We start from the raw sequence: 15,567 nt of genomic DNA, 5'->3' as shown, positions 1-15,567 counted from the left end.
TCACCCCCACCGTCGCCCAGCGAAGGATTGCAGTGGACCTTTACGAGTACCAGGCACGAGACCTGTTCGAGAAGTACGAGGTGCCGGTGCTCGCCGGCATCATCGCCGACACCCCTGAGGAGGCGAAGGCGGCTGCCGAGAAGATCGGCGGTGTCGTCGTCGTCAAGGCTCAGGTTAAGACCGGAGGTCGCGGCAAGGCCGGCGGCGTCAAGGTCGCCAAGACTCCCGACGAGGCCTACGCGGCAGCTGAGGCCATCCTCGGCCTCGACATCAAGGGCCACGTCGTCCAGCGCGTCATGGTCGCCCAGGGTGCCGACATCGCCGAGGAGTTCTACTTCTCCGTGCTGCTGGACCGCTCGAATCGCTCCTACCTGAGCCTCTGCTCGGTCGAGGGCGGCATGGAGATCGAAGAGCTCGCCGTCGAGCGTCCCGAGGCGCTCGCGCGCATCGAGGTCGACCCGCTGCAGGGCATCGACAAGGCCAAGGCCGTCGAGATCGCGAAGGCCGCGAACTTCCCCGAGGACCTTGTCGAGAAGGTCTCGGACGTGTTCGTCAAGCTCTACGACGTCTACAAGGGCGAGGGCGCGACCCTCGTCGAGGTGAACCCGCTCGTCCGCACGGGCGCCGGTGACATCGTCGCCCTCGACGGCAAGGTCTCGCTCGACGAGAACGCCAGCGAGGTCCGCCACCCCGAGCACGAAGAGCTCGAGGACAAGGGCGCCGCCGATCCGCTCGAGGCGAAGGCGAAGGCATCCGGCCTCAACTACGTCAAGCTCGACGGTCAGGTCGGCATCATCGGCAACGGCGCGGGCCTGGTCATGTCGACCCTCGACGTCGTCGCCTACGCCGGCGAGAACCACGGCGGCGTCACGCCCGCCAACTTCCTCGACATCGGCGGCGGCGCGAACGCGCAGGTCATGGCGTCGGGCCTCGACGTGATCCTCGGCGACGAGCAGGTCAAGAGCGTCTTCGTCAACGTCTTCGGCGGCATCACGTCGTGCGTCGCCGTTGCCGAGGGCATCGTCAAGGCCCTCGAGATCCTCGGCGACGCGGCCACGAAGCCGCTCGTCGTCCGTCTCGACGGCAACCAGGTCGAAGAGGGTCGCGCGATCCTCGCCGAGGCGAACCACCCGCTCGTCACGCTCGCCGCCGGTATGGACGAGGGCGCCGACAAGGCCGCCGAGCTGGCGAACGCCTGAGGCGCGCCGAGACTACTGAGATACAGGGACCACAGACATGTCTATCTACCTCAACAAGGACTCCAAGGTCATCGTCCAGGGCATCACCGGCGGTGAGGGCACCAAGCACACCGCCCTCATGCTGAAGGCCGGGACGAACGTCGTCGGCGGCGTCAACGCCCGCAAGGCCGGCACGACCGTCACCCACGAGAAGCCGCACGAGGGCGAGGTCGACCTCCCCGTCTTCGGCTCGGTCGCCGAGGCCATCGAGAAGACCGGCGCCGACGTCTCCATCGCGTTCGTGCCGCCCGCCTTCACGAAAGACGCCATGATCGAGGCGATCGACGCCGAGATCCCGCTGCTCGTCGTCATCACCGAGGGCGTCCCCGTCGGCGACACCGCCGAGGCGTGGGCCTACGCGAAGAGCAAGGGCAACAAGACCCGCATCATCGGTCCGAACTGCCCCGGCATCATCACCCCCGGCGAGGCGCTCGTGGGCATCACGCCCGCGAACATCACCGGCAAGGGCCCGATCGGCCTCGTCTCGAAGTCGGGCACCCTGACCTACCAGATGATGTTCGAGCTCCGTGACCTCGGCTTCTCGACCGCCATCGGCATCGGCGGCGACCCGGTCATCGGCACGACGCACATCGACGCCCTCGAGGCGTTCGAGGCCGACCCCGAGACCAAGGCGATCGTCATGATCGGCGAGATCGGCGGCGACGCCGAAGAGCGCGCGGCCGACTACATCAAGGCGCACGTGACGAAGCCGGTCGTCGGCTACGTCGCCGGCTTCACCGCCCCCGAGGGCAAGACCATGGGCCACGCCGGCGCCATCGTCTCGGGCTCGGCGGGCACCGCGCAGGCCAAGAAGGAGGCCCTCGAGGCCGCCGGCGTGAAGGTCGGGAAGACCCCGTCCGAGACCGCCGACCTGATGCGCGCCATCATCGAGGCGCTCTAAGTCAGACAGAACGAAGGGGCGGATGCCGAGGCATCCGCCCCTTCGTCGTTCCCGCACCCCGCCGCAACGACCGAGGTCCCGATCGGGCCGGGAATGCGCGAGGCATCTCCGGCCCGATCGGGACCTCGGGGTTCCGCGGGGCTCAGGCGCCGACGAGCGCCTCGATCGGTCCGCGGGCGAAGTAGATCACGAAGCCGGCGGCGACGACCCACAGCAGCCAGTGGACCTGCTTGGCCTTGCCGGCGAAGACGTTCACGACGACCCAGCTGATGAAGCCCGCTCCGATGCCGTTGGCGATCGAGTAGGTCAGCGGCATGACCGTCGCGGTGAGGAACACCGGCAGCAGGACGCTGAAGTCCGACAGGTCGATGTTCTTGATCTGCGCGAGCATGAGGGCGCCGACGAGCACGAGGGCCGCTGCCGCGACGTACCCGGGGACGATCGAGGTGAGCGGCGTGAAGAACATCGCCAGGAGGAACAGGACACCCGTCACGACGTTCGCGAGGCCGGTACGAGCGCCCTCGCCGATGCCCGAACCCGACTCGACGAACACGGTCGCCGACGACGACGAGGTCGCACCACCCGCGATCGCGCCGACGCCCTCGACGATGAGCGCCGACTTGATGCGCGGGAAGTCGCCCTTGTCGTTCGCGAGGCCGGACTCCTTCGCGAGGCCCGTCATGGTCCCCATCGCATCGAAGAAGTTCGAGAACACGAGCGTGAAGACGATCATGACGACCGACACGATGCCGATCTTCGCCCAGTCGAAGCCGAAGTCGATCTTGCCGACGAGGCCGAAGTCCGGGAGGGCGACGATCTGCAGCCCGCTGACCTGGAGGCCGAGGGCGGTCGGCCAGATCGCGTTGACGATGTAGCTGATGACCGTGCCGCCGACGAGTCCGATGAGCAGTGCGCCCTTGACGCGGAGGGCCATCAGGATGCCGGAGAGGAAGAGCGTGACGACGAACATGACCGTGCTGATCGTCGTGATCGAGCCGCCGACGCCGAGGTCGAGCGGGGGAGAGGCGTTGCCCGTAGCGGTGACGAAGCCGGCGTTGACGAAGCCGATGAAGGCGATGAAGAGGCCGATGCCTACTGTGATCGCGAGCTTCAGCTGCACGGGCACGGCATCGAAGATCATCTTCCGCAGGCCCGTCGCGGCGAGCAGCACGATGATCAGACCGTTGATCACGACGAGGGCCATGGCCTCGCCCCACGTGACCTGGCCGACGACCGAGAAGGCGAGGAACGCGTTGATGCCGAGTCCTGCGGCGAACGCGAACGGCAGGCGCGTGACGAGTCCGAAGAGAATCGTCATGACACCGGCGGTCAGGGCCGTCGAGGTCGCCACGGCGGTGTTGCTGAGGGTCACACCGTCGACGTCGGGGGTCGACAGGATGATCGGGTTCAGGATGACGATGTAGGCCATCGTCACGAAGGTGACGATGCCGCCGCGGACCTCCGTGCCGACGGTCGAGCCGCGGCCGGTGATGTCGAAGTAGCGGTCGAGGAAGGAGGGGGATGCCGGGGCTGCGGCACCGCGGGTGGCGCGGGAAGTCGTGCTGTTCACCCTCCGAGGGTAGTGGGTCGTCGCGCGCCCGGTGGGCGGCGCGTATCCTCGCGGCATGCACCGCATCTTCGGCACGCCCTTCGCCGCGGTCTATCCCCTCTACCTGGCGAAGGTGGAGCGCAAGGGGAGGACGAAGACCGAGCTCGACGCGGTCGTGACGTGGCTCACCGGATTCGACGACGACGCCATCGCCGCGCAGGTGGCGACGGGGGCGACCTTTGCAGAGTTCTTCGAGGCGGCGGACCTCAATCCCGCGGTGTCGATGATCACCGGTGTCGTGTGCGGAGTCCGCGTCGAGGACATCGAGGACCCCCTCATGCGCCGCATCCGGTATCTCGACAAACTCGTCGACGAACTGGCCAAAGGCACCTCGCTCGAGAAGGTGCTGCGGAGCTGACGCCGCGCCCGGTGCGGGAGCCGGGTTCGCAGGCTCGCCGCGGGTAAGGTCGGTTCGTTGTGAATCGCCTGCTCGTCTCCCTCCTCGCCGCCGTCGACGCCCTCGTGACCGTCGCGGTCGGCGTCGGTGTCGTCCTCGCGCCCGTCACGCTCGTGTGGGTGTTCGGGATCGGCGGGGATGCCGATTGGGCGGCGCTCTGGCCCGCCGCGGCGACGATCTGGCAGCTGGGACACTTCGCCCCCGTGGCCGTAGCGCTCCCGGCGGACTTGGTCGCTCTCGCGGGCCTCCCGGCGAAGGGGGCCGACTTCACGGTCTCGCTCGCGCCGACCGCGCTGGCCGTCATCACGGCCTTCTCAGCGTGGCGCTCCGGCGCTCGCGCTGCACGAGCCGGAGCGTGGCTGACGGGGGTGCTCGCCGGAACGGTCGCGGTCGCGGTCCTGTCGACGATCATCGCCCTCACCGGTCGCGCCGACGTCGCCGCCGTCGACCTCCTCGCGGCGGTCGCCGGTCCCGCGCTGGTCTTCGCGGTGCCCGCGGTGCTGGGGGCGATCGTGCGAGCGTGGAGCGACGGCGACGACGGGCTCGTCGACGCACTGTCGGAACGCCTTCCCGACGACGTGCAGAACGCCGTCGACGCCGGTGTCAGAGGTGTCGCGATCGCGGTCGCGGTGATCGTCGGTCTCGGCGCCGTCATCCTCGCCGTCCTCTTCTTCATCCGGGGCGGCGAGGTCATCGCGCTGACGCAGGCGGCGCAGACCGACCTCGTCGGTGTGGTCGTCCTCGCGCTCGGCAGCATCCTCTACCTGCCCACGCTCGTCCTCTGGTTCGCGGGGTTCGCGGTCGGGCCGGGGTTCGCGATCGGAACCGGCACGGCGGTGTCGCCGGCGGGAACGAGCCTGGGTGTCGTGCCCGGCATCCCGGTCCTCGGCGTCCTCCCCGACTCGACGTCGCCGTGGCTGCTGCTGCTGGCTCTGGTCGTGGTGGGTGCCGGTGCTCTCGCCGGTGCGGTGGCACGCGGATCGCTGCTGGTGGGTTCGCCGACGGATGCCGAGCCGCTGCGGCCGCGCCTCGTCGCCCTCACGGTGCTCGTCCTCGGAGCGGGTCTCGTCGTCGCGGTGCTCTCGTGGGCCGCACAGGGCGCGATCGGACCGGGACGCCTCGCGCAGGTAGGACCCGAGCCGTGGTCGATCGCCCTGCTCGCCGCTGTCGAGATCGGTGTCGGAGCCGCCGTGGTGCTCTTCTCCCCGCGGGGCGAGGACTCCCTCGATCGGGAAGGACGCCACGCCGACGCGGATGAAGCGGACGCGGACCGAGAGCCGGCGGCGCCCGCAGCGGCGGCATCCCGTCGTGAGCCGGCCGGCCAGGCGTCGCCCGATGAGTTCCCCACGGCCCCGCTAGACTGAGCCGGTGCTCACGGTCGCCGTCCTCATCTCGGGCACGGGATCCAATCTGCGTGCTCTTCTCGACGCCGCGAACGAGCCCGGTTTCCCCGCCCGCGTGATCGTCGTCGGCGCCGACCGGCAGGCCGACGGCTTCGCTCACGCCGAGGCGTACGGTATCCCGACCTTCATGGTCCCGTTCCAGGAGTTCGAGACCCGAGAGGCATGGGGCGAGGAGCTGCTCGCCCACCTCGACGTGTGGCAGCCGGATCTCGTCGTGCTGAGCGGCCTCATGCGATTGCTCCCTGCCGCAGTCGTCGCCGCCTGGGCGCCCCGTCTGATCAACACGCACCCCGCGTACCTGCCGGAGTTCCCCGGCGCGCACGGCGTCCGCGACGCGCTCGCCGCCGGTGCCGCGCAGACCGGTGCGAGCGTCATCGTCGTGGACGACGGTGTGGACACCGGGCCGATCCTCGCGCAGGAGCGTGTTCCGGTCCTCCCCGAGGACACCGAGCACACCCTCCACGAGCGCATCAAGCCGGTGGAGCGCCGCCTGCTGATCGACGTCGTCCGCCGCATCGCGACGGGCGAGCTCGCCCTCACCCCCTGAACCGACACCGAACGCCCCCGACCCGAGGAGTTCCGCCATGGCCGGCCCGCAGATCGACCCGTCCCTCTACCGTGCACGCGATGTCGTGCCCGTCCGCCGCGCGCTCGTCTCGGTGAGCGACAAGACCGGACTCCTCGAGCTCGGTCAGGCGCTCGCCGCCGCCGACGTCGAGATCGTCTCGACGGGCGGTTCGGCGGCGCTCCTGCGCGACGCCGGCATCGCGGTGAAGGACGTGTCCGAGGTCACGGGCTTCCCCGAGTCGCTCGGCGGCCGCGTGAAGACGCTCCACCCCGGCGTGCACGCAGGGCTCCTGGCCGACCTCCGCCTCGAGGACCACGAGACGCAGCTGGGCGAACTCGGCATCCTGCCGTTCGAACTCGTCGTCGTGAACCTGTACCCGTTCGTCGAGACGGCGGCATCCGGCGCCCAGGGCGACGCGGTCGTCGAGCAGATCGACATCGGCGGTCCCGCCATGGTCCGCGCCTCGGCGAAGAACTTCGCCAACGTCGCCATCGCCGTCTCGCCCGAGTCGTACCCGGCGATCGTCGACGCGCTCGGCCAGGGCGGCACGACCCTCGTCCAGCGCCGCGAGCTCGCCGCCCGCGCGTTCGCCCACACGGCTGCGTACGACCGTGCCGTCGCGGCCTGGTTCGCCGAGGAGACGCTCGAGGGCGACGGCGATCTGCCGCAGCACCTGACGATCAAGGCCGAGCGCCTCGCGACGCTCCGCTACGGCGAGAACTCGCACCAGCGCGCAGCGATCTACACGCGCGTCGGAGGTCACGGCATCGCGCAGGCGACGCAGCTGCAGGGCAAGGAGATGTCCTACAACAACTACGTCGACGCGGATGCCGCACTCCGGGCCGCGTTCGACCTCGTCAAGCCGGCTGTCGCCATCATCAAGCACGCCAACCCGTGCGGCATCGCGATCGGTGCGCCCCAGGCGCTCGACGCGATCGCGTCGGCACACCTGCGTGCGCACGAGTGCGACCCCGTGTCGGCCTTCGGCGGCGTCATCGCGGCCAACCGGACCGTGACGCTCAAGATGGCCGAGAACCTCCGCGACATCTTCACCGAGGTGATCGTCGCGCCCGACTTCGAGCCCGAGGCGCTCGAGGTGTTCCGACTCAAGAAGAACCTGCGCGTCCTGCAGCTCCCCGCCGACTGGCGCCAGGAGCCCATGGACGTGCGCCTGGTCTCGGGCGGACTGCTGCTGCAGGATGCCGACCGGTTCCCCAACGAGATCGAATCGCTCGTGGACTCGTGGCAGCTCGTCTCGGGCGAGCGCCCCGCCGACAGCGAGCTCGAGAACCTCTCGTTCGCGTGGAAGAGCTGCCGCGCGGTCAAGTCCAACGCGATCGTCCTCGCGAAGAACTCGGCGACAGTCGGGATCGGCATGGGTCAGGTCAACCGCGTCGACTCGTGCCGTCTCGCGGTCGAGCGCGCCGGTGACCGCGCCGCCGGCTCGGTCGCGGCATCCGATGCGTTCTTCCCGTTCGCCGACGGACCGCAGGTGCTGCTGGATGCCGGGATCACGACGATCATCCAGCCGGGCGGATCCGTGCGCGACCAGGAGGTCATCGACGCCGCGCAGGCCGCGGGTGTGACGATGTACTTCACGGGCGAGCGTCACTTCTTCCACTGAGCCGTCGCGGATCGATCGCATGAGCACCCCCGGCGTCACCGGAGCCGACTGGCTTGCCGGTGGCGCCGGCATCGGTCACGAGAGCATGCTCGCGATCGGCGCCCGGATCGTGACGGCGGCCGAGACGCTGCTGGTTCCTCCCGCAGCGCCGCCCGTAGGCGACGTGCTGTGCGACGGCGTTCCCGTCCTCTCCCGCGGTGAGGCGTGGGTCGTCCCGCTGGCGTGGCGGCGACCGACGCTCGGGCCGGCGGGGGACGAGCACCGCCGCCGTGCCGGCGAGCTGTGGCGCGGCATCCGTGTCGACTGCGAGTTCCGCCACGGCAACGGGCTGTCGGTCGATCTCGAGAGTGCATCGCCGAACGCGTACGTCGCCGCGCTGCTCGCCCAGGGCGCCCGCCGCGCCGACTGGTGGGGCTCGGACCGGAAGGCGCTGGTCCTGGTGACCCAGGGGGAGCCCGTGACGGCGTCGGCGCTGCACGTCGTCCCGCTCGGATGGGTGTCGCAGGTATCGCCGTCGCGGCGGATCCGCGCCGTCGACCTGTCCTGGGAGCCGGCGTCGGGATGACCCAGCAATGGCGGAGAAGACCCCCGCGGTCAAGGGGGAGTTCTCCCTTCAACGCGCATTCCTCCAACCGTTAGTCTCGATGCCGGGGATTCGAGGAGGTTCGATCAGGTGATCTGGGAGATCGAGGATGGTCCGCGCGCCATCGAGGGGCTCGACGAACGCGGTCGCCCGCGTCCCGAGTACGCCGCGGGGCTGGGGCTCGTGCCCGCACCGATCGGACGGCGCATCCTCGCGATGGTCATCGAGGCGATGTTCATCGGGCTGCTGCAGCTGCCAATGCTCCTCGTCGCGCTCCCCGCGATCATCGGCGCCGTGGGAACGACGGACCCCGCCGACGCCGTCTTCGGACGACCGGATGCCGTCTGGGTCGTCGTCTCCTTCGTCGTCCCCTACGCGCTGACGACCGTCTTCCTCCTCGTGCAGCTGATCCTCCTCGGCCGTCGCGGCGTCACCCTCGGCAAGGCCTTCACGGGCCTCCGGGCCGTCAACGTCAAGACGCTCGAACGTCCTCGGTTCTGGCGCGGTGCGGTGGTGCGCTATCTGGTCCAGGTCGCGAGCCTCCTCGTCCCGGTGCTCGGGGCACTGCTGGTCATCGCGCTGTCTCCGCTCTTCGACCCCGACCGACGGCGCCGCGGATGGCCCGACCTCGCGGCGCAGACCTACCTCGTCGACATCCGCAAAGGCCTGAACCCGTACGACGCGAAGCGGATGCGCATCGCTCGGAAGACCCTCGCCACCGACCTCCGGGACGAGAAGGCTTCGCTGCCCTCGCTCGCGACCCCCGTCAGCGGTCCGGCGACCGACGTCTACATCCCCGTCGCACGCAACCGCGGCGGCGTCCTCGGCGCGCCGAAGGAACGGGCTGGGGGCGGCGAGCGGCCCGCCGCCGAGGAGGGACCCTTCGCGCCCATCCAGGAGTCGCCGTTCGCCGTGGACTCCGCCCCCGCAGCGGCCCAGCCGACGCGGGAACCGGTCGCGCTCGCGCGGCAGGCAGCGGAGCCGCCCGCCGCGCCGGCTCCGGCCGCGGCACCGGAGCCCGCCTCGGCGCCGCAGCCCACCCCGCGACCCGAGCCGATCGAGGAATCCGCGACACCCTCGTCGTCGGTAGCTCCCGCAGAGACCCTGCTTCCCGGCGCGACCTCGTCGACGTGGTCCGCCCCGGACCTGATGCCCTCGGCTGATGCCGCACCGACGGCATCCCTCGTCCTCGATTCGGGTGAGCAGCTCGACGTTCCCGCCACAGGCGCGGTCCTCGGCCGCGCGCCGTCCGTCGCCGGAGCGGATGCCGGTGCGGCACCGCTCCCGGTGGCCGACTCGACCAAGTCCGTCTCGAAGACCCACGTCGCGCTCCGGTGGGTCGACGGCGCCCTCGTCGCCGTCGACCTCGGGTCGACGAACGGCAGCGGCGTCATCCGCGACGGAGCCGAGACCGAGCTCGACGCCGGCGTCCCCGCGACACTCCGCTCCGGCGACACCCTGCGATTCGGCGACCGGCACGCGTCGGTCCGCCTCACCTGATCTCCGGCCGATGAGGACCCCCTGATGAGACTGAAACTCACCCTGCAGCGTCGTGACTCCCGGACGATCGACGTCGTGGTCACGGCGGATACGACGGCGACCGTGCAGGACGTCGCTCGCCGGATCATCGAGACCGATCCGGCTCGGGAGAACATCGCCGGTCCCGACGACATCGTCACCCTGACCGTCGCGCCGCCGACGTCGAACGACCACGTCCTCCTCGACCCGGGCACCCTCATCAGCGATGCGGCAGTCGGGTCGGGCTTCATCGCCACCGTCGTCAACCTGGGGCCCGATCACGTCCCGAACCGCGGGGGCGGCGGTCCCGCCGCGGCCATCCTCCACATCGTCGGGGGCCCCCTCGCCGGGCGCGAGATCCCTCTGCCCAAGGGGCATTTCACGATCGGGCGCGCCGCGGGCGCCGACATCGTCCTCGACGAGCCGCTCGTCTCGAAGCGGCACGCCCGCATCGAGGTGGGCTCCGGCGGCGTCGAGCTCGTCGACCTCAACTCCGCCAACGGCATCGTGGTCGACGGCGGGCTCGTCCCGCGCCTGAACGTCATCCCCGGTCAGCGATTCACCCTCGGCGACTCGGACCTCGTCGTCCAGCTCGTGCCCGACTTCGCCCCGGTGGAGAAGGACCCCGTGCTCGAGCGCGGCGGCGCGCTGCTGTTCAACCGGAGCCCGCGCGTCGAGCCGCGCTACGTCGGTGAGGAGCTCCCCGAGCCGCGCATGCCGAAGGAGCCGATGTCGCGGCTGTTCCCCTGGCCCATGCTGGTGGCGCCGATCCTCCTCGGCGTCACGATGTACTTCGTCTTCAACCGTCCGCAGGCCCTGTTCATCGTCGCGATGACGCCGATGATGATGCTCGGCAACTTCATCTCGCAGCGCACGCAGATCGGTCAGCGCACCAAGAAGGAGGGGGAGGTCTTCGAGCGCGGGTTCGAGGAGCTCGAAGAGACCCTTTACCGCGAGCGGCCCCGTGAGCGCGAGGTGCGCAACGCCGAGGTCCCGCCCGTCGCGGTCGTGTTCGAAGAGGCCATGAAGCTCGGCGGGATGCTGTGGACCCGCCGACCCGAGCACTGGAACTTCCTCTCGGTCCGTCTCGGCAGCTGCGTGGCGCCGTCCCGCACCACGATCAAGCGCGCCGACGCACCCGAGGCCCTGCAGGAGTACGTCGAGCGCGTCGATCGCCTGCGCGATCGGTACCGCATGATCGACGACGTCCCCGTCCTCGAATCGCTGCAGAGCGTCGGCGTCATCGGTGTCGCCGGCGCCGATCGCGAAGCAGGAGACGCCCTGCGCGGCATCTGCACGCAGCTGTTCGGGCTGCATTCGCCGAACGAGCTCGTCGCCGTCGCGCTCACCGAGCCCGAGTGGGCGAAGCAGCTCGACTGGCTGACCTGGCTTCCTCACACCTCGAGTGAACGCAGCCCGTTCCGCGACATGCCGCTGTCCGATTCGGCGTCGACCGGCAACGCCCTGCTGTCGGGGCTGGAAGAACTCGTCATGCGTCGCTCCCGCGCCGCGAGCGCACCGCGGTTGCCGTACGACGACGACTGGGATCCGATGCGTTTCGGCACCGACGTCCGTCGTGCCGCCGAAGAGGCGACGTTCCCCGGCCAGACCGCTGTCCTCGTCATCGTCACGGCCGATGCTCCGGTCGACCGCGCGCGGCTCACCCAGGTGCTCGAGCGCGGCGCCGACGTCGGCGTCTACGGGCTCTTCGTCGCCCCGGTCGTCGAAGCACTGCCGGCCGTCTGCCGCAGCTTCGTCGACGTCTCCCGCGGGCTCGACGAGGCACACGTCGGTGTCGTCCGCAGCGGTGAGGACTACACCCCGGCCAAGGTCGAGGGGGTCTCCAACGACTTGATGCGCGTGCTCGCGAAACGTCTCGCACCCGTCGTGGACTCCAGCACCGTCATCGAGGACTCGTCGGACATCCCGAACTCGGTCATGTTCCTGTCCCTGGTCGGGAACGAGACCGCGGCCGACCCCGCGTTCGCGATCGAGCGGTGGCGCGAGAACAACACGATCATCGACCGATCCGGCGCGACGCTGCCCCGGCTGAAGAAGGCGGGCAACCTCCGCGCCATCGTCGGCCAGGGCGCCACGGACGCGATGACGCTCGACCTCCGCACGCAGGGCCCCCACGCCCTCGTGGGTGGGACGACCGGTGCCGGCAAGTCCGAGTTCCTGCAGGCGTGGGTCCTCGGTATGGCGGCGGCGCACAGCCCCGACCGGGTCACATTCCTCTTCGTCGACTACAAGGGCGGGTCGGCGTTCGCCGACTGCGTCGAGCTGCCGCACTGCGTCGGTCTCGTCACCGACCTCAGCCCCCACCTCGTCCGACGCGCGCTCACGAGCCTTCGGGCCGAGCTCCACTACCGCGAGCACCTCTTCAACCGGAAGAAGGCCAAGGACCTCCTCGAACTCGAGAAGCGTCGCGACCCCGACACCCCGCCTGCGCTCGTCCTCGTCATCGACGAGTTCGCCGCGCTCGCGGGCGAGGTTCCGGAGTTCGTCGACGGCGTGGTCGACATCGCCCAGCGCGGTCGCTCCCTCGGCATCCACCTCATCATGGCCACGCAGCGTCCTGCGGGTGTCATCAAAGACAACCTGCGCGCGAACACGAACCTCCGCGTGGCGCTCCGTATGGCCGACGAATCCGACTCGAAGGACGTCGTCGACGATCCGGTGGCGGCGAGCTTCCCGCCCTCGATCCCCGGTCGCGGTATCGCGAAGACGGGACCGGGACGCCTCATCCCGTTCCAGTCGGCGTACGCGGGCGGCTGGACGACCGATGAGGTCGTCGCCGCGGACGTGTCGGTCGCCGAGCTCCGGTTCGGTTCCATCCAGAAGTGGGAGTTGGAGGATGCCGGCGAGAGCGACTCCCACGACGTCGATCCCGGCCCCAACGACCAGAAGCGCATCGTCTCGACCCTCATCGCCGCCTCGAACCAGGCCGGTATCCCGGCGCCGCGCCGACCGTGGCTCGATGACCTGCCGACGAACGTCGACATCCGCGAGCTGGCGGGCGGCAGCCGCGGGGCGATCCTGCTCGGCAAGGCGGACATCCCGGAGCACCAGCTCCAGGAGGCGGTCTACTTCGAGCCCGACCGCGACGGCTCGCTGCTCGTCTACGGCACCAGCGGATCCGGCAAGTCGACCGTGCTCCGCACCATCGCGATCTCGGCGGCCATGGGACGCCGGACGGAGAACGTCGAGGTCTACGGCCTCGACTTCGGTTCCGGTTCGCTGAAGAGCCTGGAAGCCCTCCCGCACGTCGGGTCGATCATCCCGGGCGACGACAGCGAGCGCGTCCAGCGCATCATGCGCTCGCTCGGCGCGGTCCTCGACGATCGCGGCAAGCGGTTCAGCGCCGCCAACGCCTCGAGCATCGCGGAGTACCGCGAGATCACGGGGCGCGACGAGGCGCGCATCGTGCTGCTGCTGGACGGTCTGCCCCAGTTCCGGGCGGAGTGGGAGTCGACGACGGCGCGGATGCCGTTCTACCAGGCGTTCATGCGGATCCTCGGCGAGGGCCGCCCGCTGGGCGTCCACGTCGTGGCCACCGCGGACCGGTCGGGTTCGGTGCCGACAGCCGTCAGCTCGAACGTGTCGCGTCGCGTCATCCTCCGTCTGTCGGATGCCAACGCGTACGCGCTGCTGAACGCCCCCAAGGACGTCCTCGACGAGCGATCCGAACCGGGCCGGGCGATCGTCGACGGCATGGAGACCCAGATCGCCGTCCTCGGCGGGACGCCGAACGTCGCCGAGCAGACCAAGCTCCTCGACCAGCTCGCGCAGGAGCTGCGTGCGCGCGGTGCCCGCGAGGTTCCCGAGATCGGCGCCCTCCCGACGCGACTGGATGCCGCCGACCTCCCGGACCGCATCGGCGAGTTCCCTGCGCTCGGCGTCGCCGAGGACACCCTCGCGGCACGCGAGTTCGACCCGGTGGGCACCTTCATCGTCGCCGGGCCGCCGCAGGCGGGTAAGACGACGGCGCTGAAGTCGCTCATCCTCTCGATGACGCGGCTCGACCCCTCGATCAAGCTGTTCCACTTCGGCGGGCGGCGCGCGCAGCTCAAGGAGTTCTCCCCGTGGATGCGGACCGCGACGACTCCCGACGACGCGAAGGAGCTCGCGACGGAACTGGCGGAACTGGTCCTGGACGAGACGCTCGGCCAGCGGCTCATGATCGTCATCGAGGACGTCCCGCAGTTCGCGGACTCGCCGGCGGAACGCCCGCTGAAGGCGCTCTTCCAGGCGATCAACCGCAGCGACCATCTGCTCATCGGCGATGCCGACGTCAACCAGGTCACGAGCGGGTTCGGCCTCATCGGAGACTTCAAGGGCGGCCGGAAGGGCATCATCCTCAAGCCCGACGCCTTCGACGGCGACGCCGTCTTCAAGGTGCCGTTCCCGAAGATCAAGCGGGCCGACTTCCCGGCCGGGCGCGGCATGTTCGTGCAGGCGGGTCGCGCCGTCGTCGTGCAGATGCCGCTCGTGGAAGCGACGGCTCTTCCGGCGGTCGAACCGGTGAATTCGTGAGGCGGGCGGCGGCGGCCGTCGAGGTCGCCGCCGCCCGCTCCCACCTCAGCGTCGAAGGGCCTGACGCAGCGCTGACGGCTGAGGCGCCGCGAAGAAGGCGGCGGCGACGAACCCGTCGAACAGCGACAGCATGAGGTTCTCGATGTCTCCGAGCGGAGTGGCCAGGCGTACGACGAGAAGCTGCTTCGTCTCGGGCACGGGGATCCAGTAGTCCGCGCTCAGCCGGCGTGTCCCGTGCACGTCTTCGTCCGGCCCCGCGTCCTCGACGCGGTGCGTGCGCAGCGCCGGTATCCCTGGCCCGCTCACCTCGACCGACGAGGCGTGCGCCTCGGGATCGAGGCGGGCCAGCGCCTCTGTCAGGACACCGAGGACGGTCCGAGGTTCGGTGCCGACGGCCGGGCTCATCCGCAGATCGGAAGGCTCGAAGACCAGGAGGGTCACGGGCAGCGGTGTCCCCGGGGTGATCTCGTGAGCGAGCATCAGGGCGCGGATGTCTCCGGCCGCGCCTGCCGCAACGGCCTCGTGGAGCCGCCGGCGCACCATGGCTCGTTCGGTCGCGCGGTCGTCGGTCGGCCCGACGGCGTCGCGGGCGATCGCCGCGATCGACGCCGTCGTCGATGCTTCGGTCGAGAGATCGACCGAGAACCAGCGACCCGGCAGGCGGAAGCGCAGTTCGCTGCCGGTCATTCGGGAGCGGTCCACGCGCCGTACCGCGCCGACATGTCGAACAGGCTCACGCCGCCCTGGCCGGCATTCGTGAAGCCCATCGGTTCGAGGTCCGCCGCCGCGTCTCGCAGGTCCACAGGTTCCGGCTCGCCGTCGCCGGCGACGCCAGCGACGAGCGCGATCGCATTGGGCTCCCAGGGCAGAGCGCGCCAGATGGCCTGCGCTGCGGCATCCAATTCGTCAGCGGTGAACGGTTCCGCCGAGTCGACCATCAGCGTCGCACTGAAGCGTTGGCCGAGGCCATTGCGGGACTGGCTCAGGCCCTCCACGCCGACGATGCGGGGGACCGCCGCCGAGAGTGCGGGGGTCAGGTTTCCGTACTCCGCCACGGGAGCCTCCTCAGTGGTCGTCCCGGGTGCGGGTGGGGATGCCGTGATCGCGCATCCCGTCAGGCTGATGGCCAGAAGCGTCCCCAGCAGGGCCGCCGCTGCTGCGGGGGATCGGCGCCGCATCCGTCTCATCGG

At 70.2% G+C, this 15,567-nt stretch carries 12 protein-coding genes; 9 read left to right on the top strand and 3 right to left on the bottom strand.

The features are described 5' to 3' along the window. The first annotated feature begins 32 nt into the window (after positions 1-32). Together sucC and sucD are read left to right on the top strand one after the other, a co-directional pair. Positions 33-1,199 carry an ADP-forming succinate--CoA ligase subunit beta gene (gene sucC / locus BLP38_RS09215; RefSeq protein ID WP_091356373.1) on the top strand — a complete coding sequence of 389 codons (1,167 nt, stop codon included), beginning with the start codon at positions 33-35 and terminating at the stop codon, positions 1,197-1,199. Between the two features lie 37 nt (positions 1,200-1,236). Then, positions 1,237-2,139, top strand: coding sequence for a succinate--CoA ligase subunit alpha (gene sucD / locus BLP38_RS09210; RefSeq protein WP_064001264.1), 903 nt, complete (start codon positions 1,237-1,239; stop codon positions 2,137-2,139). A 142-nt stretch (positions 2,140-2,281) separates the two neighbouring features. On the opposite strand, the gene BLP38_RS09205 is transcribed toward sucD, so the two are convergent. Beyond that, positions 2,282-3,709: an NCS2 family permease gene (locus BLP38_RS09205; RefSeq protein WP_091356371.1), complete on the bottom strand. Its 1,428-nt coding sequence runs from the start codon at positions 3,707-3,709 to the stop codon at positions 2,282-2,284. Between the two features lie 55 nt (positions 3,710-3,764). Here BLP38_RS09205 and BLP38_RS09200 point away from each other — a divergent pair, with 55 nt between their 5' ends. The 7 genes from BLP38_RS09200 (at position 3,765) to BLP38_RS09170 (ending at position 14,377) form a co-directional block, all read left to right on the top strand. Continuing rightward, entirely contained in the window at positions 3,765-4,106 is a 342-nt protein-coding gene (locus BLP38_RS09200; RefSeq protein WP_091359716.1) for a DUF2200 domain-containing protein, read from the top strand. 59 nt (positions 4,107-4,165) lie between these two features. Continuing rightward, a complete protein-coding gene (locus BLP38_RS09195; RefSeq protein WP_091356369.1) occupies positions 4,166-5,509 on the top strand; it encodes a cell division protein PerM in 1,344 nt (447 codons plus the stop codon). A gap of 4 nt (positions 5,510-5,513) precedes the next feature. Then, positions 5,514-6,095: a phosphoribosylglycinamide formyltransferase gene (gene purN / locus BLP38_RS09190; protein WP_091356368.1), complete on the top strand. Its 582-nt coding sequence runs from the start codon at positions 5,514-5,516 to the stop codon at positions 6,093-6,095. A 37-nt stretch (positions 6,096-6,132) separates the two neighbouring features. Continuing rightward, positions 6,133-7,740, top strand: a complete 1,608-nt coding sequence (purH, locus tag BLP38_RS09185; protein ID WP_091356367.1) for a bifunctional phosphoribosylaminoimidazolecarboxamide formyltransferase/IMP cyclohydrolase — start codon at positions 6,133-6,135, stop codon at positions 7,738-7,740. Positions 7,741-7,759: 19 nt separating this feature from the next. Further along, entirely contained in the window at positions 7,760-8,305 is a 546-nt protein-coding gene (locus BLP38_RS09180; protein ID WP_091356366.1) for a hypothetical protein, read from the top strand. 108 nt (positions 8,306-8,413) lie between these two features. Continuing rightward, the gene (locus BLP38_RS09175; protein ID WP_091356365.1) at positions 8,414-9,823 is read left to right on the top strand and encodes an RDD family protein; all 1,410 of its coding nucleotides are present in this window, start codon (positions 8,414-8,416) and stop codon (positions 9,821-9,823) included. Positions 9,824-9,847: 24 nt separating this feature from the next. After that, positions 9,848-14,377 carry an FtsK/SpoIIIE domain-containing protein gene (locus BLP38_RS09170; RefSeq protein WP_091356364.1) on the top strand — a complete coding sequence of 1,510 codons (4,530 nt, stop codon included), beginning with the start codon at positions 9,848-9,850 and terminating at the stop codon, positions 14,375-14,377. A gap of 45 nt (positions 14,378-14,422) precedes the next feature. Here the strand turns inward: BLP38_RS09170 and BLP38_RS09165 are convergent, their stop codons facing one another. Both BLP38_RS09165 and BLP38_RS09160 read right to left on the bottom strand, forming a co-directional pair. Beyond that, positions 14,423-15,079, bottom strand: coding sequence for a hypothetical protein (locus tag BLP38_RS09165; protein WP_133400311.1), 657 nt, complete (start codon positions 15,077-15,079; stop codon positions 14,423-14,425). Continuing rightward, positions 15,061-15,555, bottom strand: coding sequence for a hypothetical protein (locus BLP38_RS09160; RefSeq protein WP_133400310.1), 495 nt, complete (start codon positions 15,553-15,555; stop codon positions 15,061-15,063). Before BLP38_RS09160 ends, BLP38_RS09165 begins: the two co-directional genes overlap by 19 nt. Between the last annotated feature and the right edge of the window lie 12 nt (positions 15,556-15,567).

Source organism: Microbacterium sp. LKL04 (assembly GCF_900102005.1).
Taxonomy (GTDB): domain Bacteria; phylum Actinomycetota; class Actinomycetes; order Actinomycetales; family Microbacteriaceae; genus Microbacterium.
Note: the sequence above shows the minus strand (reverse complement) of the source record. Positions and strands in the feature narration are given on the sequence as shown.